Raw genomic sequence first — 25341 nt, forward strand, 5'->3', positions numbered from 1 at the left:
TTTCCTGCCGTGGTGGTTCCGCAATACCGACGGCAGTCTGGGTGTGGACAAACTGGCCGATGTCGACGACCAGAAAACCCTGTCCACCGGGGTCCGCGCCAGCGAGTACTACCTGTGCTCGAAAGAGACGAAGAAACCCTGCGTGATCGACCCGGCACCGTACAAGGTAGGCGACAAGATCGTCATGCTCGCCTCGTTCATTGAACCGATCATGGTCAACGGCGCGTTCCAGGGCATCGTCGGCGCGGACCTCTCGGTCAATTTCATTCAGGACATGCTCCTCGCCGCCAACCAGAAGCTTTACGGCGGCGCCGGGGAAATGGCTCTGGTCGGCGGCAACGGGCGGATCGTTGCCTACACCAAGGATTCGAGCAAATTCGGTGAGAAAGTCAGCGACATTCTCGACGCCGAACAAACCAGCAATCTCGCCAATCTGAAACGCGACGAGGTCACTTACTCGGTGAATCAGGCCAAGGGCCGCATCGAGCTGTACCTGCCGTTCGGCATCGGCCAGACCGACGCGCGCTGGACGCTGATGCTGCAATTGCCACTCAACGCGGTCATGGCCGATCTGCAAAACCTGCAGGCCGACCTTGATGCCCAGCGCAAATCCGACACCTTCGGCATGGCCATGGTCGGCCTGATCATTGCCGGCATCGGCCTGCTGGTGATCTGGCTGGTAGGGCACGGCATTGCGCGGCCACTCAAGCAAATGGTCGCCATGCTCGATGACATCGCTCAGGGCGAAGGTGACCTGACCCGGCGTTTGAGCAGTGATCGCAGCGATGAACTGGGCTCGATTGCCAAGGGCTTCAACACTTTCCTCGCCAAGTTGCAGGCGATGATCACCCAGGTGGTGACTTCAGTGCAGAGCGTCAGCGATTCCTCGGAACACACCGCCGACATTGCCATTCGCACCAACATCGGCGTGCAGAAACAGATGGCCGAGATCGATCAAGTGGCGACCGCAGTTCAGGAAATGACCGCGACCGCCCAGGACGTAGCGCGCAACGCCACCCAGGCCGCACAAGCGGCAAGCCACGCCGATCAGGCCGCCAGCCAGGGCATGCAGATTGTCCGCGACACCTCGAATTCGATTGGTGCTCTGGCGGTGGAAATAGGCAAGGCTGTCGACGTGGTGCAGACGCTGGCCAAGGACAGCGAAAACATCAACGCCATCCTCACCGCCATTCGCGGCATCGCCGAACAGACCAACCTGCTGGCCTTGAACGCGGCGATCGAAGCCGCACGGGCCGGCGAGCAGGGTCGCGGTTTTGCCGTGGTCGCGGATGAGGTGCGCAATCTGGCGCAGAAAACCCAGAAGGCCACCGAAGAAATCCAGAGCATGATCCAGCAGTTGCAACAGGGCACCCGCGACGTAGTGCGTGTGATGGAAGACAGCCAGAGCCGCACCGACGAAAGCGTGCAACACGCGGCGAAAGCGGCCGAAGCGCTGGAGACGATTACGCAGGCGGTGTCGGTGATCAACGACATGAACACGCAGATTGCCAGCGCGGCGGAAGAGCAAAGTGCAGTGGCCGATGACATCAACCGCAATGTGATCAACATCGGTCAGGTGGCGAATGAAGTGGCGGGCGGTGCGGATGAGTCGAGTTCGGCGAGTGCCGGGTTGACCAGACTGGCCGAGCAGCAGCGGCGGTTGATCAATCAGTTCAAGGTCTGATCTTTAGATCCTCTTCGCGAGCAGGCTCGCTCCCACAGTTGGATTGCATTCCCCTGTGGGAGCGAGCCTGCTCGCGAATACGCCGGCATAGATCACTCATCAAGCCGGGGTCAAACACTCCGGCCCATTCAACTTCGGATCATTCACCAGATTCGCCAACACCCGCTCGCGCAGCGCCGCCGGCTCACTGGCGAGCAAACCCTGCAGCACATGCAGCGGCGTTTCGGGATCGAGCCATGCCGCTTGCCCCGCCTCATCAAGAATCAACGGCCGCCGCTGGCTCGCCGCCGACTGAGTGATCACCGCCGCGCTCAGCCAGACCTGCTCCTGCACCGGATACGCTTCCCAGATCGCCGCGAAAAACAACGAAGAGCCCTCCCCCGGCGTCAACCAGTACGGCCGCTTGCGCTGGGTGCCACGCCATTCGTAGAAACCGTTGGCGGGCAGCAGGCAGCGGCGCAGACGCAAGGCCTCGCGAAACATCGGCTGTTCTGCGACGGTTTCAGCGCGGGCGTGTGCCGGGGTTTTCGACAGATCGGTCAGCCACGGCGGCGTCAGGCCCCAGCGCGCACGGGCCAACGTGCGCTGGCCTTCTTCTTCGGCACGCAGCATCAACACCGAATCATTCGGGGAGATGTTCCACTGCGCCTGCTGATCGGCGGGAAAACCTGGCAGGGCCGCGAAGTCGCGGTTCCAGCGAAACAGGGCATAACGTCCACACATGGGGCAACACGACTCTGAATAAAACGAAGGCCAGCCTAACAGACCAGCGTCCCGGGGAAGCTCTCCGGTTCGTCGCCGGGCAGCGGCAGCGCGGCATTGTACGCGGTGATCAGCTCGCGGGCGTATTCGGCCTGATCGTTATCCACCGACAACCCGAGCAGGCCGAAGATCGGCAGTTCACCCGTGCCGCCCACCAGGTCACGGCCGATCAAGTGCGCCTCGATCCCTTCATTGGCGAGCATGCCCTTGAGCATTTCGCCTTCCATCAGGTTTGCCGGCTCGTAGATACGCTGCATACGCGGCCCTCACTCGTTTTCGCTGAAGACTTCGAGAAACCAGTCTTCACCGTGCACTTGCAGGACGAAGGTGATCGGCCGACAGCACACCTGGCAGTCCTCTATATAGGTCTGATCGCCGCCGGACAGGTCCACGGATGTCTCAACCACTTCCCCACAATACGGACATTCATACTCAGCGGCTTCCAGCATCGCGGTCTCCCAAGTGACTTGTGCGTATAATCGCCGGTCTATTTGCAGGGCTATTTTTGTCTGGCTACTTTTTCAGACCGTGCCCCGCGGGTTTTCGATCAAACCCTTTACTTACCCTAGCCGTTTCCAACAAGAGAGCATGATGGGCGAATTCGATGCCATCCGACCTTACGACGACAGCGAAGTACCTGCGGTACTGGCAAGGCTGCTCGGCGACAAGGCGTTTCTAGATATCCTCACCCACTTCCGCTTCCCGCGTTTTGCCGGTGCCTTCGGCTGGATGCTCAAACCTCTTATAGCCCATCGGCTGCGTCGTGAGTTTGCCGACGTGAATTCCGTGGCTACCTTACAGGACAAAGTCGAGTTCTACGTCGACCACACCATCGAGCGCGCCACCGATGGCGTGACCTATACCGGTGTCGAGCAGTTCAAGTCCGGCAGCGCCTACCTGTTCATTGCCAACCACCGCGATATCGTCATGGACCCGGCCTTCGTCAACTACGCCGTGTACCACGCCGGCCTGCCGACGCCGCGCATCGCGATTGGCGACAATCTGCTGCAAAAGCCGTTTGTCAGTGACCTGATGCGCTTGAACAAGAGCTTCATCGTCCACCGTTCGATCACCGGCCGTCGCGAGAAAATGGCTGCGTATCAACTGCTATCGGCGTACATCAACCACTCGATCCGCAACGATTGCGCGTCGATCTGGATTGCTCAGGCTGAAGGTCGGGCGAAGGACGGCGACGACCGTACCGAGTCGGCGATCCTCAAGATGTTCCACATGAGCCGCAAGGACGAGCCGTTCGGCGAAGTGATCCGCTCGCTGAACGTCACCCCGGTGTCGATCAGCTACGAGTACGACCCCTGCGACCAGGCCAAGGCCCGCGAGCTGTATATCCGCGCCACCACCGGCACCTACGCCAAGGCGCCGGGCGAGGATGACGTGAGCATTGCCAAGGGCATCACCGGCTACAAGGGTCGGGTGCACGTGAACTTTGCCGCGCCGATCACCGAAGTGTTCGAGGACACCAAGCAATTGGCGATCGAGATGGACAAGCAGATTCTCGGCGGCTACCGGTTGTTCCCGGTGCATTACCTGGCGTACGCGCAATGGGCGGATGCCGATCCGCAACTGAATGTGCCAAAGGCGGCCGAAGTGTTCCCGGCTGACGAACTGGCCAAGGCGCAGGATGAGTGGCAGAGCCGACTGGATGGCTGCCCTGCCGAGCATCGTCCGTATCTGGTGCTGCAATATGCGACGCCGGTGCGCAATCAGTACCGGGTCAAGGCTGGGTTGCCGCTGTAAAGCAACAGCAAGTTCAAAAGATCGCAGCCTTCGGCAGCTCCTACATGGGAATGATGTACATCCTGTAGGAGCTGCCGAAGGCTGCGATCTTTTGCTTTTAAAAGCGGGTGCTGATCCAGGAGACGATCAAAGCAAGCCCCAGGCAGGCGAAACCGAAGCGATAGAAAAAGCGGTTCATGCGCAATGTCGCCCAATCGAGCATCGGCTCGGCATTCGGCTGCGCCTGGCGCTGTGCCGCCAGACTGGCCTGCGCGCGTTGCTCACGACGGCGGGTCGCGTGCAGCAGCCAACTGCCCGGAAAGGCCAGCAGCAAGGCCAGCAGGTTGATCAATTTGGCGGGATGGGCGGTAAACAGCGTCATCAAGTGCAGCGACATCACAGACCTCGAACTTAACCGGTGTGGCAGACGCCAGACCGACGACCGCGGCGCGGATTCTACCCAAACCCTGACGCCCTGCCCCAGCCTTTGCGACAAATAACCTGACAATCGACCGATGGCTGCCCTGTGTCATGGCATCGTCACGTGGATGCTTCACCCTGCGCGCCTCGAAACCCGAATGGAATGCGACATGCTGCACGCGGAAAACCAGGATCGCCTGTACCTCATCACCCCTTACGACGATCAGCAAAGCCTGATCGGCAGCCTCGCCTTCAACGTGCAGGACCGGCACTGGCTGGTGTATTGCGCGCTGGGCGGGCATCAGCATGCGGACTTGCCCGAGACCGATTTGCTGACTGGCGTGAGCGTGCTCGATTTCTATTCCCAGGCTGCCTGAAACACCGCAGATCCCCCTGTGGAAGCGAGCCTGCTCGCGAATGCATTGGGTCAGTCAACATTGGTTCGACTGAGCCACCGCTTTCGCGAGCAGGCTCGCTCCCAGAGGTTTATGTGGTATTCAAAACATGCGGCCACAAAAAAGCCCGGAACCATCACTGGCCCCGGGCTTTTTCACATTCGCTGCAAGCTTACTCAGCGAGTACCTGACCCACAGTCGGGTCCTTGAACAGACGCGTCAGTGCATCACTCAATACGTCGCTGACCAGTTTGGTATTGGTTTCCTGATTCGGCGCCATGCCGAAGCGCTGGTCCAGCGAAGCACCGTAACGGCCGCTGTAGCGGCGGTTGGCGTTCTGCACGTCGGAGCGGAAGGTCGCGCCGATGGTCGCTTCGGTCACGTACATGCCTTCTTTCGGCGACTGATACTTCAGCTCGGCCAGGGTCACGGTCAACTGCGGCGCGTTGGGGGCGCTGGTGGTCGGGGTGAAGCCGAGCAGACGCACGGCGGCTTCGGCCTGGGCCTGAAGCTTGGGCAGGATCTGCTCGCGCTGCACGGTGATGGCGCTGGTTTCCGGGTACAGACCGCCACGGGTGCCGAGGGTTGGCGACGGACGACCGTCGACCACACGGACTATGACCGGCTGCCCGCGACCGACCGCTGGCAGTTGCGTGGTCAGCTTCGGCTCCGGATTCAGTTGTTGCGGGCTGTGGGCGCAGCCGGCGAGGGTCAAACCGGCGACAGTGATCAAACCGAACAACAGGCGTTGCAACATGCTCTTCTCTCCAGAATCAGGCACAAACAGGCCGGCAGTATAGCGGTGGGCCACTGCGCGTAACCAGCGCCGCACAGTGAATACTGAAATGTCTGACAAACCCCGCCGAAAGCGGTTCCTGTCACACATTCTTCACCGTCCATACACCCTGGCGTCATGGCTCGCCGACAAGCTTCAAAGCAGTCCCCCTTCAAGGAACTCTGCCATGCGCTATCTGATCTCGCTGTTCGCCCCACGCCCGCTGCATCGCAGCTTCGCCCTGCTCGACCGCAATGGCCATTGCCAGGCTTTCAAGCAGTGCAGTCTGCAACCGATGGGTGACGGCTGGGTGGAAATCGAAGAAATCCGCCTGACCTGGCTGAACCAGCCGCTGCCCGCCAGCGCCCGGGTCGTACCGCGACAAATGCGCGCACGGGGCCAAGTGCAGTTGAGCATCTGACCGGATGCCTAATAAAAGTCATTAAACACGAGCAACTGCGCGCATTTCTTCGCTACAATCTCCCCCCGATTATAAGGACGTCTCCTGATCGGGCCCCGCAACAGCGTCAATGCGCATGCATCGACATCAAAATCGCCCACAGAGAGCCGCCCACACAGATCGAGTGAAGTTGGCGCGCTTGCCTGTTCTTCCGGCAAAACCCCGCTTTTCGCGAATCTGCAGAGCTGTCATTCGCTCGGCCACCGCGTTGTTTTGCCCTTGCGGGCAGGTGCCAGGCCAAGGCAGCCCTTTTTTGAGGTTCACGTCTTCAAAAGAGCGTGAAAAAAACGGGTTTTCACAACTTCACAAGAGTGTGGCGAGCAAATGAATAGTTTTGCGTCTGAACATGCACCATTAGCGTCTGAAACAGCCCAACGACACAGGACCGGGTATACCTCGAACATCGGAGCCTGAAGCCTGTCCGCTACGGATTTGGTTGCACGAAAACGGATGACTCGACCATAAGTCGAATTGCCAGCCCTGCGTGAAAATGCGTTCATGGAACGCTTGAAACCAGGCCGCACGCATCCGTCGAAGTTGCGAAAAATTGCGAAGATTCGGACATGGCCCACCTGACCACGGATAGCCCGGGCCCACTGACCTGCCCTGGAACGCCTGGCAGCCATGCCGACAATTTGGTGCTGCAGATTTGGGAGACGCGTTAAATGGCGCATAACGAAGCAGTCGACGTAGTTCTGGTAGGGGCCGGCATCATGAGTGCCACCCTGGCCGTGCTGCTCAAAGAGCTCGACCCCGCGATCAAGCTGGAAGTCGTCGAGCTGATGGATTCCGGCGCCGCCGAGAGTTCCAATCCGTGGAACAACGCCGGTACCGGTCACGCCGGCCTGTGCGAGCTGAACTACACCCCGCAGGCTGCCGACGGCAGCGTCGACATCAAGAAAGCCGTGCACATCAACACCCAGTTCGAGGTGTCGAAGCAGTTCTGGTCGTACCTGACCAAAAAAGGCACGTTCGGCTCGTGCAAATCCTTCATCAGCCCGGTGCCGCACCTGAGTTTCGTACAGGGCGAAAGCGGCGTGTCGTTCCTCAAGGAACGCTTCAACGTGTTGAGCAAGCACCACGCGTTTGCCGACATGGAATACACCGAAGACAAGGGCAAGATGGCCGAGTGGATGCCGCTGATGATGCCGGGCCGCTCGCCCGACGAAGTCCTCGCCGCCACCCGCGTGATGAACGGCACCGACGTCAACTTCGGCGCCCTCACCAATCAGTTGCTCAAGCACCTGAGCAGTGCCCCGGACACTCAGGTCAAATACTGCAAGCGCGTGACCGGCCTCAAGCGTAACGGCGCCGGCTGGACCGTCAGCATCAAGGACGTCAACAACGGCAACACCCGCGAAGTCGACGCAAAGTTTGTCTTCCTCGGTGCCGGTGGCGCGGCCCTGCCATTGCTGCAGGCTTCGGGCATCGAAGAAAGCAAAGGCTTCGGCGGCTTCCCGATCAGTGGTCAGTGGCTGCGTTGCGATAACCCGGAAGTGGTCAAACATCACCAAGCCAAGGTCTACAGCCAGGCTGCCGTGGGTTCGCCACCGATGTCGGTGCCGCACCTCGACACTCGCGTCGTCGACGGCAAGAAATCCCTGCTGTTCGGGCCATACGCCGGTTTCACCACCAAGTTCCTCAAGCATGGCTCCTTCATGGACCTGCCGATGTCGGTGCGCGCCGGCAACATCGGGCCGATGCTGGCGGTGGCGAAAAACAACATGGACCTGACCAAATACCTGGTCAGCGAAGTGATGCAGTCGATGGAACAGCGTCTGGAATCCCTGCGCCGTTTCTACCCGCAGGCGAAAGCCGAAGACTGGCGCCTGGAAGTGGCCGGCCAACGGGTGCAGATCATCAAGAAGGACCCGAAAAAGGGCGGCATCCTGCAGTTCGGTACCGAACTGGTCGCGGCGAAGGACGGCTCCCTCGCTGCCCTGCTCGGCGCTTCGCCAGGCGCGTCGGTGACCGTTTCGATCATGCTCGAGCTGATCGAAAAATGCTTCCCGGCCAAGGCGTCGGGCGAGTGGGCAAGCAAACTGGCGGAAATCTTCCCGGCACGCGAGAAGGTTCTGGAAACCGATGCTGCGCTGTATCGCAAGATCAACACGCAGAACAACATCGCCCTGGAACTGGTTGAAGAAAGCAGCGAGACCCCAAGCTACGCTTGATCTTGCGGCATAAAAAACGCCCCGGACTCAGAGAGTGCGGGGCGTTTTTTTATGCGGATAAACAGTCAGCCACAAAATCTATGGTGTGAGTGACATCGCTTTCGCGAGCAAGCCCGCTCCCACAGTGAATCTCCTGTGCACACAAGATGTGTGGCAACAGAGATCAATGTGGGAGCGGGCTTGCTCGCGAAAGGGCCAGAGCCAACACCACCCATCTGGCAAGAATGTGTTTTTGCCAAATGTCAGGTACGGGACTTTTCGATCAGTTCGATGTAGTCCGGGGCATTACGCTGATCGGCGATCAGCTCAACAAAGGTCTTGCCCTGCTCGTCCTTGCCATCCACGTCGAAACCGGCGGCGACAAAGAAGCCCAGAAAACGCTCGAAGTCATCGATACGCAAACCGCGATACGCCTTGATCAGTTTGTGCAGCGACGGCGAAGTGGCGTCGACCGGCTCAAAATCGAGGAACAGCTTGATCTGCTCATCGCCGATCTCGTCACCAATCACTTGTTTCTTATCTTTACGCATTGCCGACTCCAGCTCGCAGACATGACACGGGGCGGGCAGTTTACCCCTGCCCGACCGCCCGGCTCAACGCGGACGAATCGCCCCGGTGTGCAAATCGGCCCAGATATGGCCGTTGGCATAACTGAGGAACTGCACATACACCGTGTCGTTGCGCAGCAGATCCATCACCACGCGGTATTGAGCGAGCGGATAGAACAGCGTCAGAGTTTTGCTTTTGTCATCGTAGGCCGGTTTTTTCAGGCTTTTGCTTTCGCCGTCGAAACTCACCAGCACCTGGCTGATGGTCGCGCCCTTGTTCAGCGATTTGCCTTTGAGGCGAATCAACAAGGATGAGGTGACCGGAATCGGCTGCTGATTGGACTGGCGCTGCGCACCGACCACTACCGAATACTCGCTGACCTGCAGCAGTTGCTGCTGCTCGGGTTCAGCGTCGCGCAGGGTCAGATCGTCCGGCGGCAGAAACTGGCTGTGCATCGGCGCGGCGGACAGTGGCAGGCTGAGGGACAGCAACAGGGCAGCGAGACTGCAGATCAAGAGGCGCATGACAGGCTCCGGGGGGCGGGGCCGAGCACTCTAGCATGGCTGTCGCGCAAGGATCAGCACACACAAAAACAACTGTGGGAGCGAGCCTGCTCGCGAAAGCGGTGTGTCAGTTTTCAATGATGCTGACTGACACGACGCCTTCGCGAGCAGGCTCGCTTCCGCAGGGGGCAATGCAGGTTCTTACATGCCTTTAACGGCATAAATCCCGTTGGCGTTGCGCCAGTAGCCCTTGTAGTCCATGCCATAACCGAAGATGTAGCGGTCGATGCATGGCAGGCCGACGAAATCGGCTTTCAGGTCAGGACGCGCCTTGCGGTCGTGGTCCTTGTCGATCAGCACGGCGGTGTGCACTTTGCGTGCGCCAGCGTGTTTGCAGAAGTCGATGATCGCGCCCAGGGTGTGACCTTCGTCGAGGATGTCGTCGATAATCAGCACGTCGCGGTCAATGAACGAGACTTCCGGCTTGGCTTTCCAGAACAGGTCGCCACCGCTGGTTTCGTTGCGATAACGGGTCGCGTGCAGGTAGGACGCTTCCAGCGGGAATTGCAGATGCGTGAGCAGTTTGCCGGAGAAGATCAGGCCGCCGTTCATCACGCAGAACACCACCGGGTTGCTGTCAGCCAGTTGTTCGTTGATTTGTGCACCGACGCGGGCGATGGCCGCCTCGACTTCAGACTCGGTGTACAGGCAGTCAGCCTCTCGCATGATTTGACGGATATGCTCGAGATCAGCGGACATGGCGCTCTCCAGGGGTTGGCGGAATTGGAAAAGCGGGCAAAGGTACGCATCCCGCGAGGTCGAATCAAGCTCTTATGGACTAACGTACAGAATGTCCTATAGGACATCACCCTCGGATAGATTAATCTAGGCCGGTTTTTTTGCCCGCCGCCGGAGCCTTTCCCATGCCCATCCTCGAGATCCGCCATCCGCTGATCCGTCATAAACTCGGCCTGATGCGCCGCGCTGACATCAGCACCAAGAATTTCCGCGAGCTCGCTCAGGAAGTCGGCGCCCTGTTGACCTATGAAGCTACAAAAGATCTGCCACTCGAATCCTACGACATTGCCGGCTGGTGCGGCACCGTGTCGGTGGAGAAGATCGCCGGCAAGAAGATTACCGTTGTGCCGATCCTGCGTGCCGGCATCGGCATGCTCGAAGGCGTGCTCAGCCTGATCCCGGGCGCCAAGGTCTCCGCTGTGGGCGTGGCCCGCAATGAAGAAACCTTGCAAGCGCACACCTATCTGGAAAAACTGGTACCGGAAATCGACGAGCGTCTGGCGATGATCATCGACCCGATGCTCGCCACCGGCAGCTCCATGGTTGCCACCATCGACCTGCTGAAAAAGGCCGGTTGCCGCGACATCCGCGCCATGGTCCTGGTCGCCGCGCCGGAAGGCATTGCTGCGGTAGAACAGGCGCACCCGGACGTGACCATCTATACCGCGTCCATCGATGAGCGCTTGAACGAGCACGGCTACATCATTCCTGGGCTTGGCGACGCCGGTGACAAGATCTTCGGCACCAAGCAGAAGGACGCGTAACCATGCAGCAAGAGTTCAACGATCCGCTCTGGCGCACGGTGCTGTCCGGCGCGCAGATGCTGTTCGTGGCTTTCGGCGCCCTGGTGCTGATGCCACTGATCACGGGCCTGGACCCGAACGTGGCACTGTTTACCGCAGGTCTGGGGACAATCCTGTTCCAGATCGTCACCGGGCGTCAGGTGCCGGTGTTTCTGGCGTCGAGCTTCGCCTTCATCACGCCGATCATTCTCGCCAAGGGCCAGTTCGGCCTCGCCGCGACCATGGGCGGAGTGATGGCGGCCGGTTTCGTCTACACCTTCCTCGGCCTGGCCGTGAAGATCAAAGGCACCGGCTTCATTGACCGCTTGCTGCCACCGGTGGTGATCGGTCCGGTGATCATTTCCATTGGCCTGGCCATGGCGCCGATTGCCGCGAACATGGCGATGGGCAAGGCCGGTGACGGCACCGAACTGATCCACTATCAGACGGCGATGATGATTTCCATGCCGGCGCTGCTGACCACGTTGATCGTGGCGGTGTTCGGCAAGGGCATCTTCCGTCTGGTGCCGATCATTTCCGGCGTGCTGGTGGGTTTTGCCATGTCGTTCTATTTCGGCGTGGTCGATACGGCGAAGATTGCTGCAGCGCCTTGGTTCGCCCTGCCGCACTTCACTGCGCCCGAGTTCAACTGGCAGGCGATTCTGTTCATCGTTCCAGTGGCGCTGGCCCCGGCGATCGAGCACATCGGCGGCGTGATTGCCGTGGGTAGCGTGACCGGTCGCGACTATCTGAAGAAGCCGGGCCTGCATCGCACCCTGCTCGGTGACGGCATCGCCACCACCGCCGCCGGCCTGTTCGGTGGCCCGCCCAACACCACGTACGCCGAAGTGACCGGCGCGGTGATGCTGACCAAGAACTACAACCCGAAAATCATGACCTGGGCGGCGATCTTCGCCATCACCCTGGCCTTCATCGGCAAGTTCGGCGCGCTGCTGCAAAGCATTCCGGTGCCGGTGATGGGCGGGATTCTGTGCCTGTTGTTCGGTTCGATTGCGGCGGTGGGCATGAACACCCTGATCCGCCACAAGATCGACCTGGGCGAAGCGCGCAATCTGGTGATTGTTTCGGTGACGCTGGTATTCGGTATCGGCGGCGTGCTGGTCGGCACCGGCACCGGTCCTGATGACTTCGGCCTCAAAGGCATCGCGCTGTGCGCGGTGGTGGCGATTGTGCTGAACCTGATCCTGCCGGGCAATGATGGCTGGAAGAACAAGAAGGCGGATGAGCCGCTGATTTAAGTCTTTAGAGCTTCATCGCCTGATACACCGCATTCGCGAGCAGGCTCGCTCCCACAGGTTGGAATGCATTTCAACCTGTGGGAGCGGGCTTGCTCGCGAAGCTTTTGACTTTCAGAGCGCCAGCGGTGCGCGCTCGCAGAGCGTGGCCAGCGCCTTGGCCCATTGCGGGTCGTCATTGAGGCACGGCACCAGCACCAACTCCTCGCCCCCCGCTTCGCGGAACTGTTCCTTGCCACGATCGCCAATCTCTTCCAGCGTCTCGATGCAGTCAGCGACGAACGCCGGGCACATCACCAGAATCTTTTTCACTCCGCTTTTGGCCAGTTCATCCAGCCGCGCTTCGGTGTACGGCTCGATCCATTTCGCCCGGCCCAGGCGTGACTGAAACGACACCGACCATTTGCCGTCCGCCAGGCCCATGGTTTTGGCGAAGGCAGCGGCGGTGCGGAAACACTGCGCGCGATAACAGGTCGCCAATACCGCCGGCGAGGCGGTCTGGCAGCAATCGGCGCCCTTGAGGCAGTGGTTGCCCGTCGGGTCGAGTTTGCTCAGATGCCGCTCAGGCAAGCCGTGAAAACTCAGCAGCAAATGATCGTAATCCTGCTGCAGGTACGGGCGCGCGCTGGCGGCCAATGCTTCGATATATTCCGGCTGATCGTAGAACGGCTGCAGGATCGACAACTGCACGTCGAGCTTCTTCTCGCGCAGCACGCGCCGGGCTTCTTCGATCACCGTGGTCGTGGTGCTGTCGGCAAACTGCGGATACAGCGGCGCCAACGTGATTTTCTTGTGCCCGGCCTTCACCAGCCGCAGCAGACAGGTTTCGATCGACGGCTCGCCATAACGCATCGCCAGATCCACCGGGCCGTGTTTCCACGTGCGGGTCATCTGCTCTTGCAAGCGGCGGCTGAGCACCACCAGCGGCGAGCCTTCCTCCCACCAGATCGAGGCGTAAGCGTGCGCCGACTGCTCAGGGCGCTTGATCAGAATCAGTGACACCAGCAACCGCCGCAGCGGCCATGGCAGGTCGATCACATACGGGTCCATCAGAAACTGATTGAGGTAGCCGCGCACGTCGGCCACCGAGGTGGAGGCCGGAGAGCCCAGGTTGACCAGAAGCAAAGCGTGATCGGTCATGCAACGTCCTATTTCAGAGGCGGCTGGAGAGGTCATCCAGAGCCGCGCGTAAATCCGTAAAGCGGAAGCTGAACCCCGCATCCAGCAAGCGTGCCGGCGTCGCGCGCTGGCCGCCGAGCAATAACAGTGACAACTCGCCGAGCATGACTTTCAGCGCCAGGGTCGGCATCGGCATGAACGCCGGGCGGTGCAATACACTGCCCAGGGTCTTGGCAAATTCGCGGTTGCGCACAGGTTTTGGCGCGCAGGCATTATAAGGACCGCTGGCCTGATTACGGTGCAGAAGAAAATCAATCAGGGCGATTTGATCGTCGATGTGAATCCACGGCATCCACTGCCGACCGTTGCCCAAAGGCCCGCCCAGCCCGAGCTTGAACGGCAGCAACAGCCGCGACAAAAAGCCGCCCTCGGCCGACAGCACCAGACCGGTTCGCACCAGCACCACACGGATGCCGAGGTTTTCCGCGCGCAATGCGGTTTCTTCCCAAGCGATGCACAACTGACTGGCGAAGTCGTCGATGCCGGGCGGCGATTGCTCTGTCAGCTCGCGCTCGCCACCGTCGCCGTACCAGCCGATCGCCGAGCCGGAAATCAGCAGTTCTGGTTTCTGCGCACGAGTTTCCAGCCACGCCAGCAGCGTTTCCGTAAGGGTGATGCGACTGCTCCACAGCAATGCCTTGCGTCGATGGGTCCAGGGGCGGTCGGCAATCGGCGCGCCAGCAAGATTGACGATCGCATCCAGAGGCTCTTCGCCGAGGTCCTCCAGACGGGTTATCCCGCGCACTTGCGCGCCGCAGATCTGCGCGACTTTTTCCGCGCGGCGACTCCACACCGTCAGGCGATGGCCCTGCTCCAGCCAGTGCCGGCAGAGCTGACGTCCGATCAAACCAGTACCGCCGGTCAGCAATATGTGCATGACATCTTCCTCGCGTGGCGTTTAACCCGGATCACTAGTCTATTTTTATAGGCAGGGATCTTTTCTATCGGGCAGGCTCTATTGTTTAACAATAGGCCAAGCTGTCAGAACGAGAACGCTAGAAGTTATACCAAAAAACAGAATTGTACAGGTTTCATCGACGGCGTAGTCTGTACAGAAAGGTAAACGAGGCCCCTATGACTGTACCTATCGCAATCATCGGCACCGGCATCGCCGGGCTCTCCGCCGCCCAGGCTCTGACAGAGACCGGGCATACCGTTCAACTGTTCGATAAAAGCCGCGGCAGCGGCGGACGCATGTCGAGCAAGCGCAGCGACGCCGGCTCGCTGGATCTGGGCGCTCAATACTTCACTGCGCGCGATCGACGCTTCGTCACCGAGGTGCAGCGCTGGCAAAGCCAGGGCTGGGCCGCCGAGTGGACGCCGCAGCTGTACACCTTCCAGGGCGGCCAATTGAACATGTCGCCGGACGAGCAGACCCGCTGGGTCGGCACGCCGCGTATGAGCGCCATCACCCGTGGCCTGCTCGATGGTCTGGATGTGCAGTTCGCCTGCCGCATCACCGAGGTCTATCGCGGGGAAGAACACTGGCATCTGCAGGACGCCGACGGCGGCACCCACGGCCCTTTCAGCCACGTGGTGATCGCCACACCAGCACCGCAAGCCACCGCGTTGCTCGCCGCCGCGCCGAAACTTGCCGGCGTCGCTGCCGGGGTGAAAATGGAGCCGACCTGGGCCGTCGCTCTCGCCTTCGAAACCCCGCTGGATACGCCGATCGAAGGCTGCTTCGTGCAGGACAGCCCGCTCGACTGGCTGGCGCGCAACCGCAGCAAACCCGGGCGCGACAGCACTCTCGACACATGGGTGCTGCATGCAACCAGCGCCTGGAGCCGGCAACACATCGACCTGTCCAAGGAGGCGGTGATCGAGCATCTGCACGGTGCCTTTGCCGAACTGCTGCACAGCGCCATGCCTGCGCCAACCTTCAGCCTCGCCCACCGCTGGCTCTACGCCCGCCCCGCCACAGGCCATGAATGGACCACACTGGCGGACGTCGATCTGGGCCTGTACGCCTGTGGCGACTGGTGCCTGTCGGGTCGCGTCGAAGGCGCCTGGCTCAGTGGTCAGGAGGCTGCACGTCGCTTGCACGAACACCTGCAATGAATCGCATCAATCCGCGCAAATTGCTGCTGTCGAAGTGGACAGCAGCCCACCCGCAAAATCGCGAAAAACATTTTCTGGTCACCGAACTGATCCGCGACGAGGAAGGTACGGTGCTGGAAGTTGAATTGCAGGCGGTGCTGACCCAGCGTAGCGAGCGACTGGATTGGCAGGTGCTCAAAGACAGCAAGCTCTGGTTACTTGGCTGGAAATAGATTTCCCTTGTGGTAGCGAGCCCACTCGCGAAAGCGCTGTATCAGATTCGAATTCGTCGACTGCCCCATCGTCTTCACAAGCAGGCTCGCTCCCACAGATTCAGCGCCGCACAAAAATCTTATACAAATCATTTGACTTGTACATCCATCGATCTATGCTGAGGAAAAGTTGTACAGAGATAACTCTCTGTACAGGTATAGATTCGAGGTGCTCATGTCTACTGCTTCCCTGTCCAAGCCGAAGATCGCCATCAGCGCCTGCCTGTTGGGCGAAGAAGTGCGCTACAACGGTGGGCACAAGGAATCGCGGCTGTGCAGCCGTACCCTCGCCGAATATTTCGATTTCGTCCCGTTGTGTCCGGAAGTCGCCATCGGCATGGGCATTCCCCGCGAACCGATCCGTCTGGTCGGCGACCCGGAGCAACCCGAGGCAGTCGGCACCGTCGACCGGACCATCAACGTCACCAAGCCGCTGGCCGAGTACGGCGAGAAAATGGCCGCTGAGCTGCAGGATCTTTCCGGTTACATTTTCATGCAGCAGTCGCCCTCCTGCGGATTGGAACGGGTCAAGGTCTATCACGCCAACGGCGCCCCGGTGAACGGTGGCGGACGCGGCATCTATGCGCAGGCATTCTGTGCACAACATCCGGATTTGCCGGTGGAAGAGGCCGGGCGCCTCAACGATCCGGTGCTGCGGGAGAACTTCATCACCCGCGTCCTGGCCTACAGCGCCTGGCAGCAAGTGCTCGCCGAGGGCCTGAGCCGCCGCGCCCTCACCGAATTCCATTCGCGCTACAAGTACCTGCTGATGGCGCACAACCCGCTGCAATACAAAAACCTCGGCAAGATGCTTGGCAACATGGCCGACAGCGATCCCGCCGAACTCGGCCCGCGCTATTTCAGCGAACTGATGGCCGCGCTGAAGAAATGCGCCACCCGCGGCACCCATTGCAACGTGCTGCTGCACCTCAGCGGATATTTGAAACAATCGCTGAGTGCCGAAGACAAACAGGAAATGCAGCAGGTCATCGGCCAGTATCGCCAGGGCATCGTGCCGCTGGTGGTGCCGTTGACGCTGCTCAAACATCACTTTCGACTCCATCCGGATCCGTACATCGCGCAGCAGGTTTATCTGCAGCCGCATCCGGAAAACCTCAGTCTGCGAAACGCGATCTAATGAACGATAAAACCGATAGCAGCGCCCAGGAAGACCTCGGCGCCGACTTCAAGAAAGCCCTCGACGAGGGCTGGTTGCCGATTCGCGAAGTCGCGCGGCAGACCGGCGTCAACGCCATCACCCTGCGTGCGTGGGAACGTCGCTACGGATTGGTGGTGCCGCAGCGCACACCGAAGGGCCATCGACTGTATAGCGCCGAACATGTGCAGCGGATCATGGCCATCCTCACATGGCTCAATCGCGGCGTTGCGGTCAGTCAGGTCAAGCCACTGCTTGACGCGCCGCAGGCCTTCACGGAAACCGTGGAGAACGATTGGCAGCGTCTGCGTCAGACCTTGCTTTCGGCGGTCACCGCGCTCAATGAGCGCACTCTGGATGACAGCGTCAATCAGGCCATCGCACTGTATCCGCCACGGACTCTGTGCGAGCAACTGCTGATGCCGCTGTTGGCCGAACTCGAACAGCGCTGGCAGGGCCAGTTTGGCGCGCAGATGGAGCGGACGTTTTTCTTCTCCTGGTTGCGCAGCAAATTCGGTGCACGCATCTACCATAACAACCGTCAGCTGCATTCGGCGCCGCTGCTGTTGATCAATCATTCCGACCTGCCGCTGGAGCCACATCTGTGGCTTTGCGCATGGCTGATCAGCAGTGCCGATTGCCCGGTGCAAGTGTTCGACTGGCCACTGCCGGCCGGTGAACTGGCGCTGACCGTCGAGCATCTGCAAGCCCGTGGCGTGCTGCTGTATTCGAGCAAAGCCATGCAACTGGCGCAGTTGCCCAAGCTGTTAGCGAACGTCAATTGCCCGACCTTGATTGCCGGCCCCACGGTGCACATCCACCACACCGAGCTGTCCGCACGCACCGCCCAGACTGCCGATCTGTTACTGGCTGAAGATCCGCTTGCCGCACACCAGGCGCTGCTCGAGCGCGGATTGATTTGATGATGGGTTTAATCACATGCAACTGATCTGGCTGCGCAGCGACTTGCGCCAACATGACAACACTGCCCTCGCGGCCGCCGCAGCGCGCGGCCCGACCGTGGCCGTGTATCTGTTGAGTCCGCAGCAGTGGCTGGAGCACGACGATGCGCCGTGCAAGGTGGATTTCTGGCTGCGCAACCTGCGCGAACTGAGCAAAAGCCTCGGCGCGCTGAACATCCCGTTGTTGATTCGCAGCGCGCCGCACTGGGATCAGGCGCAGGCAGAACTGCTCAAGCTCTGCCGGCACTTGAAGATCGAGGCGGTGCACGTCAACGAGGAATACGGCGTTCACGAAAGCCGCCGCGATGAAGCCGTCGCTCAAACGTTGCGGGACGAAGGTATCGAGTTTCACAGCTATCTGGATCAGTTGCTGTTCAAACCCGGCACGGTCTTGACCAAGAACGGTACCTACTTCCAGGTATTCAGTCAGTTCCGCAAGGTCTGCTACGACCGCCTGCATCGCTCGATGCCAGCACTGGTCAAAACACCGGGCAAGCAGGCTACGCTGGATATCGAAAGCGATGCCATTCCCGAAGCAGTCAAGGGCTTCGCCACACCGAGCGAATCCCTGCGCGCCTTGTGGCCGGCCGGCGAGCAAGAGGCGCGGCGCCGCCTCGACACCTTCACCGATGCGCAGATTGACTACTACCGCAGCGAACGCGACTTCCCGGCCAAACCGGGCACCAGCCAATTGTCGGCGTACCTCGCCGCCGGGGTGATCTCGCCACGCCAGTGCCTGCACGCCGCGCTGCAAAGCAATCAGGGCGAATTCGAAAGCGGCAAGGTCGGCGCGGTCACCTGGATCAACGAGCTGCTGTGGCGCGAGTTCTACAAACACATTCTGGTCGGCTATCCACGCGTCTCCCGGCATCGCGCCTTTCGCCCGGAAACCGAGGCGCTGGCCTGGCGCGATGCGCCGGAAGAACTCAAGGCCTGGCAGGAGGCACGCACCGGACTGCCGATCATCGACGCGGCGATGCGTCAATTGCTCGAAACCGGCTGGATGCACAATCGCCTGCGCATGGTCGTGGCGATGTTCCTGACCAAAAACCTGCTGATCGACTGGCGCGAGGGCGAACGCTTTTTCATGCGCCACCTGATCGACGGCGATCTGGCGGCCAACAACGGTGGCTGGCAGTGGAGCTCATCGACCGGCACCGACTCTGCGCCCTACTTCCGCATTTTCAACCCGCTGAGCCAGTCGGAAAAATTCGACGCCGAAGGTGTGTTCATCAAGCACTGGTTGCCGGAACTGGCCGGGCTCAACAAGAAGGAAGTGCACAATCCGGCGGCCGCCGGAGGGCTGTTCGGCGTGGCGGATTATCCGGCGCCGATCGTCAACCTCAGCACCTCACGCGAGCGCGCGCTGACGGCGTTCAAGAACCTGCCGTCGCGCCAGCCAGTGGGCGGCAGCGATGAGTGAGTTCCTGCGCAGCTTCGCCCGCGAATTTTCCGGGTTGAACAAAGACAACCTGCATCGCCTCGACGAGCTGTACAGCGACGATATTCATTTCACCGATCCGCTGCACGAAGTTCAGGGCCTGGCACAACTGCAGGATTACTTCAGTGAGCTGTACGCCAACGTCAGCGATCTGCGCTTCGACTTTCATGGTTTCGACCAGATCCGCGAAGGTGAAGGTTACCTGCGCTGGGTCATGAGTTATCGCCATCCGCGCCTGGCCAATGGCCGGGAAATCAGGGTCGGTGGCTGTTCGCACCTGCTCTGGCGCGACAAGGTTTATCGCCATCGGGATTATTTCGATGCCGGGGCGCTGCTGTATGAACACTTGCCAATATTGGGCCGGGTGATTGCCTGGCTGAAAAGGAGAATGGGATGAGTCGTACACCTCCACGGCGGTACTGGCTGACCGGGGCCAGCAGTGGCATCGGCGCAGCATTGTGTGAGGACATTCTGAAAAGCGGCGCGCATCTGGCGGTCAGCTCGCGCTCGGTGGCGCCGCTGAAAGTCTTGTCCCAGCGTTATCCGGGCCAGGTGCTGGTGGTGCCCGGCGATCTGACCAACAGTCAGACCGTGCGCGAAATCGGTGAGCAGATCGCCGAGGCCTGGGGTTCGCTGGACAGCGTGATTCTCAACGCCGGCACCTGTGAATATGTCGACGCGCGCCAGTTCGATTCGTCGATCATCGAGCACGTGGTGCGCACCAATCTGCTCGCCAGCAGCTATTGCATCGAAGCCGCACTGCCGCTGCTGCGCAAAGGCACGGCGCCGCATCTGGTCGGCATGGCCAGCTCAGTGACTTACCTGCCGCTGCCTCGCGCCGAAGCCTATGGCGCATCGAAGGCCGGACTGCGTTACCTGTTCGAATCGCTGCGCATCGATCTGGCGGATGAAGGCATTGAAGTCACCATCATCAGCCCGGGTTTTGTCGAAACGCCGCTGACCGAGAGGAACGATTTCCCGATGCCGCTGAGCTGGCCTGCGGATAAAGCGGCGCGGCACATCTTCGCCAAACTCAAGGACCGTCCGCTGGAAATTGCCTTCCCGGGGCTGTTCATGGCCGCGCTGTGGCCGCTATCGAAACTGCCGGCCCGCGCGCAACTGGCGATCGGCAAACGCATGGTGCGCAAGAACCCACCACAGCGGGACCCGATATGAAAATCGCCGTGATTGGCAGCGGTATCGCCGGGCTCACCTGCGCTTACCTGCTGAACCGTCGCCACGACATCACTGTCTTCGAAGCCAGTGATTGGGTCGGCGGCCATACTCACACCGTGCCGGTCAGCGTGGCTGGGCAATCGTTCGCCATCGATACCGGTTTCATCGTGTTCAACGACTGGACCTACCCGAACTTCATTCGCTTGCTCAACCAGCTTGGCGTGGCGTTCAAGCCGACTGAAATGAGCTTTTCGGTAACCGACCCGGACACTGGCGTCGAGTACAACGGCAACAACCTCAACAGCCTGTTCGCCCAGCGCAGCAATCTGTTGTCGCCGGGGTTCTGGGGCATGCTGCGCGACATTCTGCGCTTCAACAAAGAAGCCCAGCGCGACCTGATGGAACTGCGCATCGCCGCCGATACCACCCTCGACGATTACCTCAAGGCCGGCGGCTACGGCGAGCGTTTCATCTTGCATTACATCGTGCCGATGGGCGCGGCGATCTGGTCGATGCCGATGGCAGAAATGCTCAATTTCCCGCTGCAGTTCTTTCTGCGCTTCTTCAAGAATCATGGCCTGCTGTCGGTCAGTGATCGGCCGCAGTGGCAGGTCATCGAGGGCGGTTCCAGTGCCTACGTCGCGCCGCTGACCGCTTCATTCAGCGACAGGATTCGTCTGAGCTGCCCGGTCAGCCGCGTCGAGCGCAATCAGCATGGCGTGGTTATCCACAGCCCGGCCGGCCTCGAACATTTCGACAAAGTGGTGTTCGCCTGTCACAGCGATCAGGCTCTGCAGCTGCTGGCCAACCCGAGCGACACCGAGCGCTCGATTCTCGGCGCTCTGCTCTACGCCGACAACGATGTAGTACTGCACACCGACACGCGCCTGCTGCCAACGCGCAAACTGGCCTGGGCCAGCTGGAATTATCGCCTCGGCGGTGCCGGCCACACGCGCGCGGCGGTCACCTACAACATGAACATTCTGCAGGGCATCGAAAGCGACACCACGTTTTGCGTCAGCCTCAACCAGACTGCCGGCATCAGCCCCGATAAAGTGCTGGCCCGCTACACCTACGCCCACCCGCAATACACCCTCGCAGCAGCAGCCGCGCAAAACCGTTGGGGCGAACTCGATGGCGAGCAGCACACGCATTATTGCGGCGCCTACTGGGCCAACGGCTTTCACGAAGATGGCGTCGTCAGCGGCTTGCGCGTGGCCGCCGCGTTCGGTGAAACCCTGTGAACAGCGCTCTGTACAGCGGCGTCATCGGCCACCGACGTTTTGCGCCGCGCCGCCACGAATTCCGCTATCGCATCGGTTTGCTCTATCTCGACCTGAGCGAACAGGACGAAGTGCTGGCCCTGTCGCCAATGGCGGGCCGCAGCCGCTTTGCGCCGTTCTCGTTTCGCGAAACCGATTACCTGAAAGCCTTCACCGGCAAGGGCATGCGCCTGATCGACGCGGTGCGCCAGCAGGTCGGTGCAGCCATCGGTCATGAGCCACAAGGCGCGGTATGCCTGCTGACCCAGCCGCGCAGTTGGGGCCTGTCGTTCAATCCGGTGAGTTTCTTTTATTGCCATGAAGCCGACGGGCAACTGGCGGCGATTGTTTGTGAAGTGACCAACACGCCGTGGCGCGAGCGTTATCACTATGTGCTGCCGGCGCAGACGCCAACCAGCCTGGTGGATTTTCATCAGCACTTTGCCGTGGCCAAGGCCTTTCACGTCTCGCCGTTCCTGCCCCGCGACCTCGAATACCGCATGAGCTTCAGCCCCGCTGCGCAAAGCCTTGGCGTGCACATGGCCGATTGGCAGGGCAGCGAGAAATTGTTCGACGCCACGCTCAATCTGCGCCGCGAACCGCTCGATCGTCGCAGCCTGCACCGCTACCTGCGGCGCTTTCCGTGGATGACCGCAAAAACCGCTTTGGCGATCTACTGGCAAGCGCTGCGACTGCTGCTCAAGCGCGCGCCGATTTTCGCCCATCAGGCTGCCGACGGCAGCTTTAAAACCGCCACTGTGCCTCCGAAGGAGCCGCACCATGAAATCCTCTAGCCTGCCGCTCGGTCGCTTCAGCACCAACGGTTTGACCGGCTCGCTGCTGCGCCGTGGCGTGTTACGCCAGTTGGCGCAACTCAAACACGGACAATTGATGGTCGTCGAGGATGGCGAACAAATGCTCTTCGGCACCCCGGGCAGTGCTCTGCTCGGCGAAGTCCATGTACTCGACCCGGCCCTGTGGGGCATGGTCGCCAGCAGCGGTTCGATCGGCGCTGGCGAAGCATTCATCCACGGCTATTGGAGTTCGCCGGACCTGACGGCTGTAGTGCGCGTGTTCGTCAGCAATCTCGATGTACTCGATGCCATGGAGGGCGGCCTGGCGCGTCTTGGCCGGCCCCTGGTGCAAGGCTTGCACTGGCTCAATCGCAACACGCGCAAGGGCTCGCAGAAAAACATCGCCGCGCACTACGACCTCGGCAATGAACTGTTCGAACAGTTTCTCGACCCGACCATGATGTATTCCGCCGCCCAGTTCCTTTCGCCGAGCGACACCCTGGAACAGGCGCAACTGAACAAACTCGAACGCATCTGCCAGAAACTTGCGCTCAAGCCCAGCGACCACCTGCTGGAAATCGGCACCGGTTGGGGCAGCATGGCCCTGTACGCAGCGCAGCATTACGGTTGCCGCGTGACCACCACGACGCTGTCGAAAGAGCAGTTCGCGTTCACTGCCAAACGCATCGAACAATTGGGCTTGCAGGACCGCGTCACCTTGCTGCTCAAGGATTACCGCGACCTCAGCGGCGAGTACGACAAACTGGTGTCGATCGAGATGATCGAAGCGGTCGGCCATCGGTTCCTGCCGACCTACTTCAAACAATGCGCGCAGTTGCTCAAGAGCAACGGCCTGATGCTGCTCCAGGCAATCACCATTCGCGAGCAACGCTACGAACAGGCCAAGCGCAGCGTCGACTTTATCCAGCGCTACATCTTCCCCGGCGGCGCCCTGCCCTCGGTGCACAAGATGCTTGATGTGGTCAGCCGCGAGACCGACATGAACCTGCTGCACATGGAAGATTTCGGCCTGCATTACGCCAGGACATTGCGCCTGTGGCACGAGAATTTTCGCCTCGCCCATGGTCGCCTGAGCGAACTGGGCTACGACGATTATTTCCTGCGATTGTGGGAGTTTTATCTGTGCTACTGCGAGGGCGGATTCCTCGAACGCACCATCGGCACCGCGCAATTGCTGCTGGCCAAACCGGCGGCGATGACCGCGCCGCTGCTCGGTCGCTTCGATGCGTGAGCGAATCGCCAATGCCATGCTGTTTCAGCTCGGCTGGCTGGCCTGCGTGCTCGGCGGCAACAGTTTGTGGCTGTTGCTGACGCTGGCGGCACTGGTGATTCATCTGCGCTGGATCAGCAGTTGGGCGGCAGAAGGTCGTTTGATTCTGTGCGTGGTGATTGTCGGCACGGCGGTGGACAGCGTCTTGCGTTACCTCGGCGTGTTCCGCTTTGAAGACGCCTCGCCGCTCATTCCGTTGTGGCTAATGCTGCTGTGGGCGCTGCTCGCCACCACGTTGCGCCATTGCCTGGCGTGGAGCGCGCGGCCATGGTGGCTGGCCAGCGGACTGGGCGCGGTGGGTGGCGCACTGTCGTACTACGGTGGCGGACGCCTGGCCGGCGTGCAATTCCCTTACGGCGAATTTTCGACGCTGATCGTCATCGGGCTGCTCTGGGCAGGGCTGTTCCCGCTGTTGCACTTGATGGCGCGGCGTCTGGCGCCGTGAGCGTCCGTCAGCGCTTTCACACCCACAGCGATCACTGCCTTACACTGCCGCCATGAAAACCATTCCTCACACACAAATCGCCGAACCGGCGGTCACCTGCTCGACCTGCGCGGCGTGCTGCTGCCAGCTCGAAGTGATGCTGATCACCGACACTGGCGTGCCTGATCGCTTTATCGATACCGATGAATGGGGCGGTGAAGTGATGCTGCGTCTGGACGACGGCTGGTGCGCGGCGCTGGATCGCGACAGCATGATGTGCACGATCTATGAACGACGCCCGCTGATTTGCCGCGAATTTGAAATGGGCGCGCCGGAGTGCATCGAAGAGCGCCGGGGTATTGCGACAGCCTACCGCTGATTTCTTTGACAACGCAGAAACAACTGTGGGAGCGAGCCTGCTCGCGAAGGCGGTGTGTCAGCCACCATTTGAATTGACTGACACTCAGCTTTCGCGAGCAGGCTCGCTCCCACGTTGGTTGCGCGTAGCGGCGTGTTACAGCGGCATTGTGTAATGCAGCGCGTAGCTTTCTACACCATCGTTGTCGCTGGACAGGCCGGCGTTGGAGTAGTGCGTGGCGCGGATGCCGACTTCGTGGCCACCATTGAAGCGCAGGCCGACACCGATGCGGTCTTCGAACTGGAAGGAACCGCCCAGCTTGTTGCTTTCATATTCGGTGTTGGAGAAGAACGCCGCGCCGATACCCGCTTCTACGTATGGCTTGACCGACTGACCGGCAAACTCGTAAACGAATACAGGCGAGAACGACAGGCTGTTGTTGCTGGAAGTCTTGTCACCTTCCCAGTACGTGTAGGCGCCGCTCCAGTAGCCGGTCAGGCGACCGACGTCGCTCTGCAGCCAGCTCTTGTCCCAGTCGAAATTCATGCCCAGGCGATACGTCATTGTCGAATCGCTGGTACCGCCGACGGCGAATTCAACGCCAGCGGCTTGTGCAGAAATGCTTTGCCCCATCAGTGCGGCCGCAATCGCGGCCAAGCAGAATAGTCGCTTCACTTTGAAACTTCCTTTTCCG

30 protein-coding genes and 1 pseudogene are annotated in these 25341 nt (G+C 60.6%); 20 read left to right on the plus strand and 11 right to left on the minus strand.

The window, feature by feature from the left end; all coding sequences use genetic code 11:
- Positions 1-721: 721 nt before the first annotated feature.
- Positions 722-781: pseudogene (locus tag AB4N53_RS14895) on the plus strand (hypothetical protein); the annotation flags it as partial.
- 198 nt (positions 782-979) lie between these two features.
- Positions 980-1684: a methyl-accepting chemotaxis protein gene (locus AB4N53_RS14900; protein WP_460145138.1), complete on the plus strand. Its 705-nt coding sequence runs from the start codon at positions 980-982 to the stop codon at positions 1682-1684.
- A 99-nt stretch (positions 1685-1783) separates the two neighbouring features.
- Here the strand turns inward: AB4N53_RS14900 and AB4N53_RS14905 are convergent, their stop codons facing one another.
- Genes AB4N53_RS14905 through AB4N53_RS14915 form a run of 3 tightly spaced genes read right to left on the minus strand, consistent with a single transcriptional unit; the run spans position 1784 to position 2895 of the window.
- Positions 1784-2407, minus strand: coding sequence for an SOS response-associated peptidase (locus AB4N53_RS14905; protein WP_460121385.1), 624 nt, complete (start codon positions 2405-2407; stop codon positions 1784-1786).
- Positions 2408-2442: 35 nt separating this feature from the next.
- Positions 2443-2703: a putative signal transducing protein gene (locus tag AB4N53_RS14910; protein ID WP_042609728.1), complete on the minus strand. Its 261-nt coding sequence runs from the start codon at positions 2701-2703 to the stop codon at positions 2443-2445.
- Positions 2704-2712: 9 nt separating this feature from the next.
- The gene (locus AB4N53_RS14915) at positions 2713-2895 is read right to left on the minus strand and encodes a CPXCG motif-containing cysteine-rich protein (protein ID WP_042609727.1); all 183 of its coding nucleotides are present in this window, start codon (positions 2893-2895) and stop codon (positions 2713-2715) included.
- Between the two features lie 142 nt (positions 2896-3037).
- On the opposite strand from AB4N53_RS14915, the gene AB4N53_RS14920 reads away from it, so the two are divergent.
- Positions 3038-4201: a 1-acyl-sn-glycerol-3-phosphate acyltransferase gene (locus tag AB4N53_RS14920; RefSeq protein ID WP_460121388.1), complete on the plus strand. Its 1164-nt coding sequence runs from the start codon at positions 3038-3040 to the stop codon at positions 4199-4201.
- Between the two features lie 97 nt (positions 4202-4298).
- Here AB4N53_RS14920 and AB4N53_RS14925 read toward each other — a convergent pair whose 3' ends face one another.
- On the minus strand, positions 4299-4577 hold the full coding sequence (locus AB4N53_RS14925; RefSeq protein ID WP_016770663.1) for a hypothetical protein: 279 nt from the start codon (positions 4575-4577) through the stop codon (positions 4299-4301).
- A 193-nt stretch (positions 4578-4770) separates the two neighbouring features.
- On the opposite strand from AB4N53_RS14925, the gene AB4N53_RS14930 reads away from it, so the two are divergent.
- Entirely contained in the window at positions 4771-4977 is a 207-nt protein-coding gene (locus tag AB4N53_RS14930) for a hypothetical protein (RefSeq protein WP_095181665.1), read from the plus strand.
- Positions 4978-5167: 190 nt separating this feature from the next.
- Here the strand turns inward: AB4N53_RS14930 and AB4N53_RS14935 are convergent, their stop codons facing one another.
- Entirely contained in the window at positions 5168-5752 is a 585-nt protein-coding gene (locus AB4N53_RS14935; protein WP_039761315.1) for a YajG family lipoprotein, read from the minus strand.
- A gap of 205 nt (positions 5753-5957) precedes the next feature.
- On the opposite strand from AB4N53_RS14935, the gene AB4N53_RS14940 reads away from it, so the two are divergent.
- Together AB4N53_RS14940 and mqo are read left to right on the plus strand one after the other, a co-directional pair.
- A complete protein-coding gene (locus AB4N53_RS14940; RefSeq protein ID WP_039761314.1) occupies positions 5958-6191 on the plus strand; it encodes a hypothetical protein in 234 nt (77 codons plus the stop codon).
- 704 nt (positions 6192-6895) lie between these two features.
- Positions 6896-8404 (plus strand): malate dehydrogenase (quinone), encoded by a 1509-nt coding sequence (gene mqo, locus AB4N53_RS14945; protein ID WP_460121391.1) that lies wholly within the window; start codon positions 6896-6898, stop codon positions 8402-8404.
- Between the two features lie 242 nt (positions 8405-8646).
- Here mqo and AB4N53_RS14950 read toward each other — a convergent pair whose 3' ends face one another.
- From AB4N53_RS14950 to AB4N53_RS14960, 3 genes are all read right to left on the minus strand, one after another.
- Positions 8647-8934 carry a PA4642 family protein gene (locus AB4N53_RS14950; protein ID WP_460121393.1) on the minus strand — a complete coding sequence of 96 codons (288 nt, stop codon included), beginning with the start codon at positions 8932-8934 and terminating at the stop codon, positions 8647-8649.
- A 63-nt stretch (positions 8935-8997) separates the two neighbouring features.
- Complete coding sequence (locus AB4N53_RS14955) at positions 8998-9477, minus strand: hypothetical protein (RefSeq protein WP_460121396.1); 480 nt, start codon at positions 9475-9477, stop codon at positions 8998-9000.
- A gap of 180 nt (positions 9478-9657) precedes the next feature.
- Positions 9658-10215, minus strand: coding sequence for a hypoxanthine-guanine phosphoribosyltransferase (locus AB4N53_RS14960; RefSeq protein WP_016773231.1), 558 nt, complete (start codon positions 10213-10215; stop codon positions 9658-9660).
- 164 nt (positions 10216-10379) lie between these two features.
- Here AB4N53_RS14960 and upp point away from each other — a divergent pair, with 164 nt between their 5' ends.
- Positions 10380-11018: a uracil phosphoribosyltransferase gene (gene upp, locus AB4N53_RS14965; RefSeq protein WP_024014279.1), complete on the plus strand. Its 639-nt coding sequence runs from the start codon at positions 10380-10382 to the stop codon at positions 11016-11018.
- A gap of 2 nt (positions 11019-11020) precedes the next feature.
- On the plus strand, positions 11021-12295 hold the full coding sequence (locus AB4N53_RS14970) for a uracil-xanthine permease family protein (RefSeq protein WP_460121398.1): 1275 nt from the start codon (positions 11021-11023) through the stop codon (positions 12293-12295).
- Between the two features lie 111 nt (positions 12296-12406).
- Here the strand turns inward: AB4N53_RS14970 and hemH are convergent, their stop codons facing one another.
- On the minus strand, positions 12407-13432 hold the full coding sequence (gene hemH, locus AB4N53_RS14975) for a ferrochelatase (RefSeq protein WP_460121401.1): 1026 nt from the start codon (positions 13430-13432) through the stop codon (positions 12407-12409).
- A gap of 13 nt (positions 13433-13445) precedes the next feature.
- A complete protein-coding gene (locus AB4N53_RS14980; RefSeq protein ID WP_460121403.1) occupies positions 13446-14348 on the minus strand; it encodes a TIGR01777 family oxidoreductase in 903 nt (300 codons plus the stop codon).
- A gap of 197 nt (positions 14349-14545) precedes the next feature.
- Between AB4N53_RS14980 and AB4N53_RS14985 the strand changes: the two genes are divergently transcribed.
- The 12 genes from AB4N53_RS14985 (at position 14546) to AB4N53_RS15040 (ending at position 24668) form a co-directional block, all read left to right on the plus strand.
- Positions 14546-15532, plus strand: coding sequence for an NAD(P)/FAD-dependent oxidoreductase (locus AB4N53_RS14985; protein ID WP_460121405.1), 987 nt, complete (start codon positions 14546-14548; stop codon positions 15530-15532).
- Positions 15529-15744 (plus strand): TIGR02450 family Trp-rich protein, encoded by a 216-nt coding sequence (locus AB4N53_RS14990; RefSeq protein ID WP_016773224.1) that lies wholly within the window; start codon positions 15529-15531, stop codon positions 15742-15744. The genes AB4N53_RS14985 and AB4N53_RS14990 overlap by 4 nt, the downstream gene beginning before the upstream one ends.
- A 214-nt stretch (positions 15745-15958) precedes the next feature.
- Positions 15959-16921 (plus strand): YbgA family protein, encoded by a 963-nt coding sequence (locus AB4N53_RS14995; protein ID WP_460121407.1) that lies wholly within the window; start codon positions 15959-15961, stop codon positions 16919-16921.
- Positions 16921-17862: a MerR family transcriptional regulator gene (locus AB4N53_RS15000; protein ID WP_460121409.1), complete on the plus strand. Its 942-nt coding sequence runs from the start codon at positions 16921-16923 to the stop codon at positions 17860-17862. Before AB4N53_RS14995 ends, AB4N53_RS15000 begins: the two co-directional genes overlap by 1 nt.
- Positions 17863-17878: 16 nt before the next feature.
- The gene (phrB, locus tag AB4N53_RS15005; RefSeq protein WP_460121411.1) at positions 17879-19324 is read left to right on the plus strand and encodes a deoxyribodipyrimidine photo-lyase; all 1446 of its coding nucleotides are present in this window, start codon (positions 17879-17881) and stop codon (positions 19322-19324) included.
- Positions 19317-19739, plus strand: coding sequence for a nuclear transport factor 2 family protein (locus tag AB4N53_RS15010; RefSeq protein WP_460121413.1), 423 nt, complete (start codon positions 19317-19319; stop codon positions 19737-19739). The genes phrB and AB4N53_RS15010 overlap by 8 nt, the downstream gene beginning before the upstream one ends.
- Positions 19736-20518 (plus strand): SDR family NAD(P)-dependent oxidoreductase, encoded by a 783-nt coding sequence (locus AB4N53_RS15015; protein WP_460121415.1) that lies wholly within the window; start codon positions 19736-19738, stop codon positions 20516-20518. The genes AB4N53_RS15010 and AB4N53_RS15015 overlap by 4 nt, the downstream gene beginning before the upstream one ends.
- Positions 20515-21762, plus strand: a complete 1248-nt coding sequence (locus tag AB4N53_RS15020) for an NAD(P)/FAD-dependent oxidoreductase (protein WP_460121417.1) — start codon at positions 20515-20517, stop codon at positions 21760-21762. The genes AB4N53_RS15015 and AB4N53_RS15020 overlap by 4 nt, the downstream gene beginning before the upstream one ends.
- Entirely contained in the window at positions 21759-22574 is an 816-nt protein-coding gene (locus AB4N53_RS15025; RefSeq protein WP_460121419.1) for a DUF1365 domain-containing protein, read from the plus strand. Before AB4N53_RS15020 ends, AB4N53_RS15025 begins: the two co-directional genes overlap by 4 nt.
- On the plus strand, positions 22561-23826 hold the full coding sequence (locus AB4N53_RS15030; protein WP_460121421.1) for a class I SAM-dependent methyltransferase: 1266 nt from the start codon (positions 22561-22563) through the stop codon (positions 23824-23826). The genes AB4N53_RS15025 and AB4N53_RS15030 overlap by 14 nt, the downstream gene beginning before the upstream one ends.
- The gene (locus tag AB4N53_RS15035) at positions 23819-24310 is read left to right on the plus strand and encodes a DUF2878 domain-containing protein (protein WP_460121423.1); all 492 of its coding nucleotides are present in this window, start codon (positions 23819-23821) and stop codon (positions 24308-24310) included. Before AB4N53_RS15030 ends, AB4N53_RS15035 begins: the two co-directional genes overlap by 8 nt.
- A gap of 52 nt (positions 24311-24362) precedes the next feature.
- Entirely contained in the window at positions 24363-24668 is a 306-nt protein-coding gene (locus AB4N53_RS15040; protein WP_024014290.1) for a YkgJ family cysteine cluster protein, read from the plus strand.
- 135 nt (positions 24669-24803) lie between these two features.
- Here the strand turns inward: AB4N53_RS15040 and AB4N53_RS15045 are convergent, their stop codons facing one another.
- A complete protein-coding gene (locus AB4N53_RS15045) occupies positions 24804-25322 on the minus strand; it encodes an acyloxyacyl hydrolase (protein ID WP_122507863.1) in 519 nt (172 codons plus the stop codon).
- Between the last annotated feature and the right edge of the window lie 19 nt (positions 25323-25341).

Source organism: Pseudomonas sp. H3_E04 (assembly GCF_054668915.1).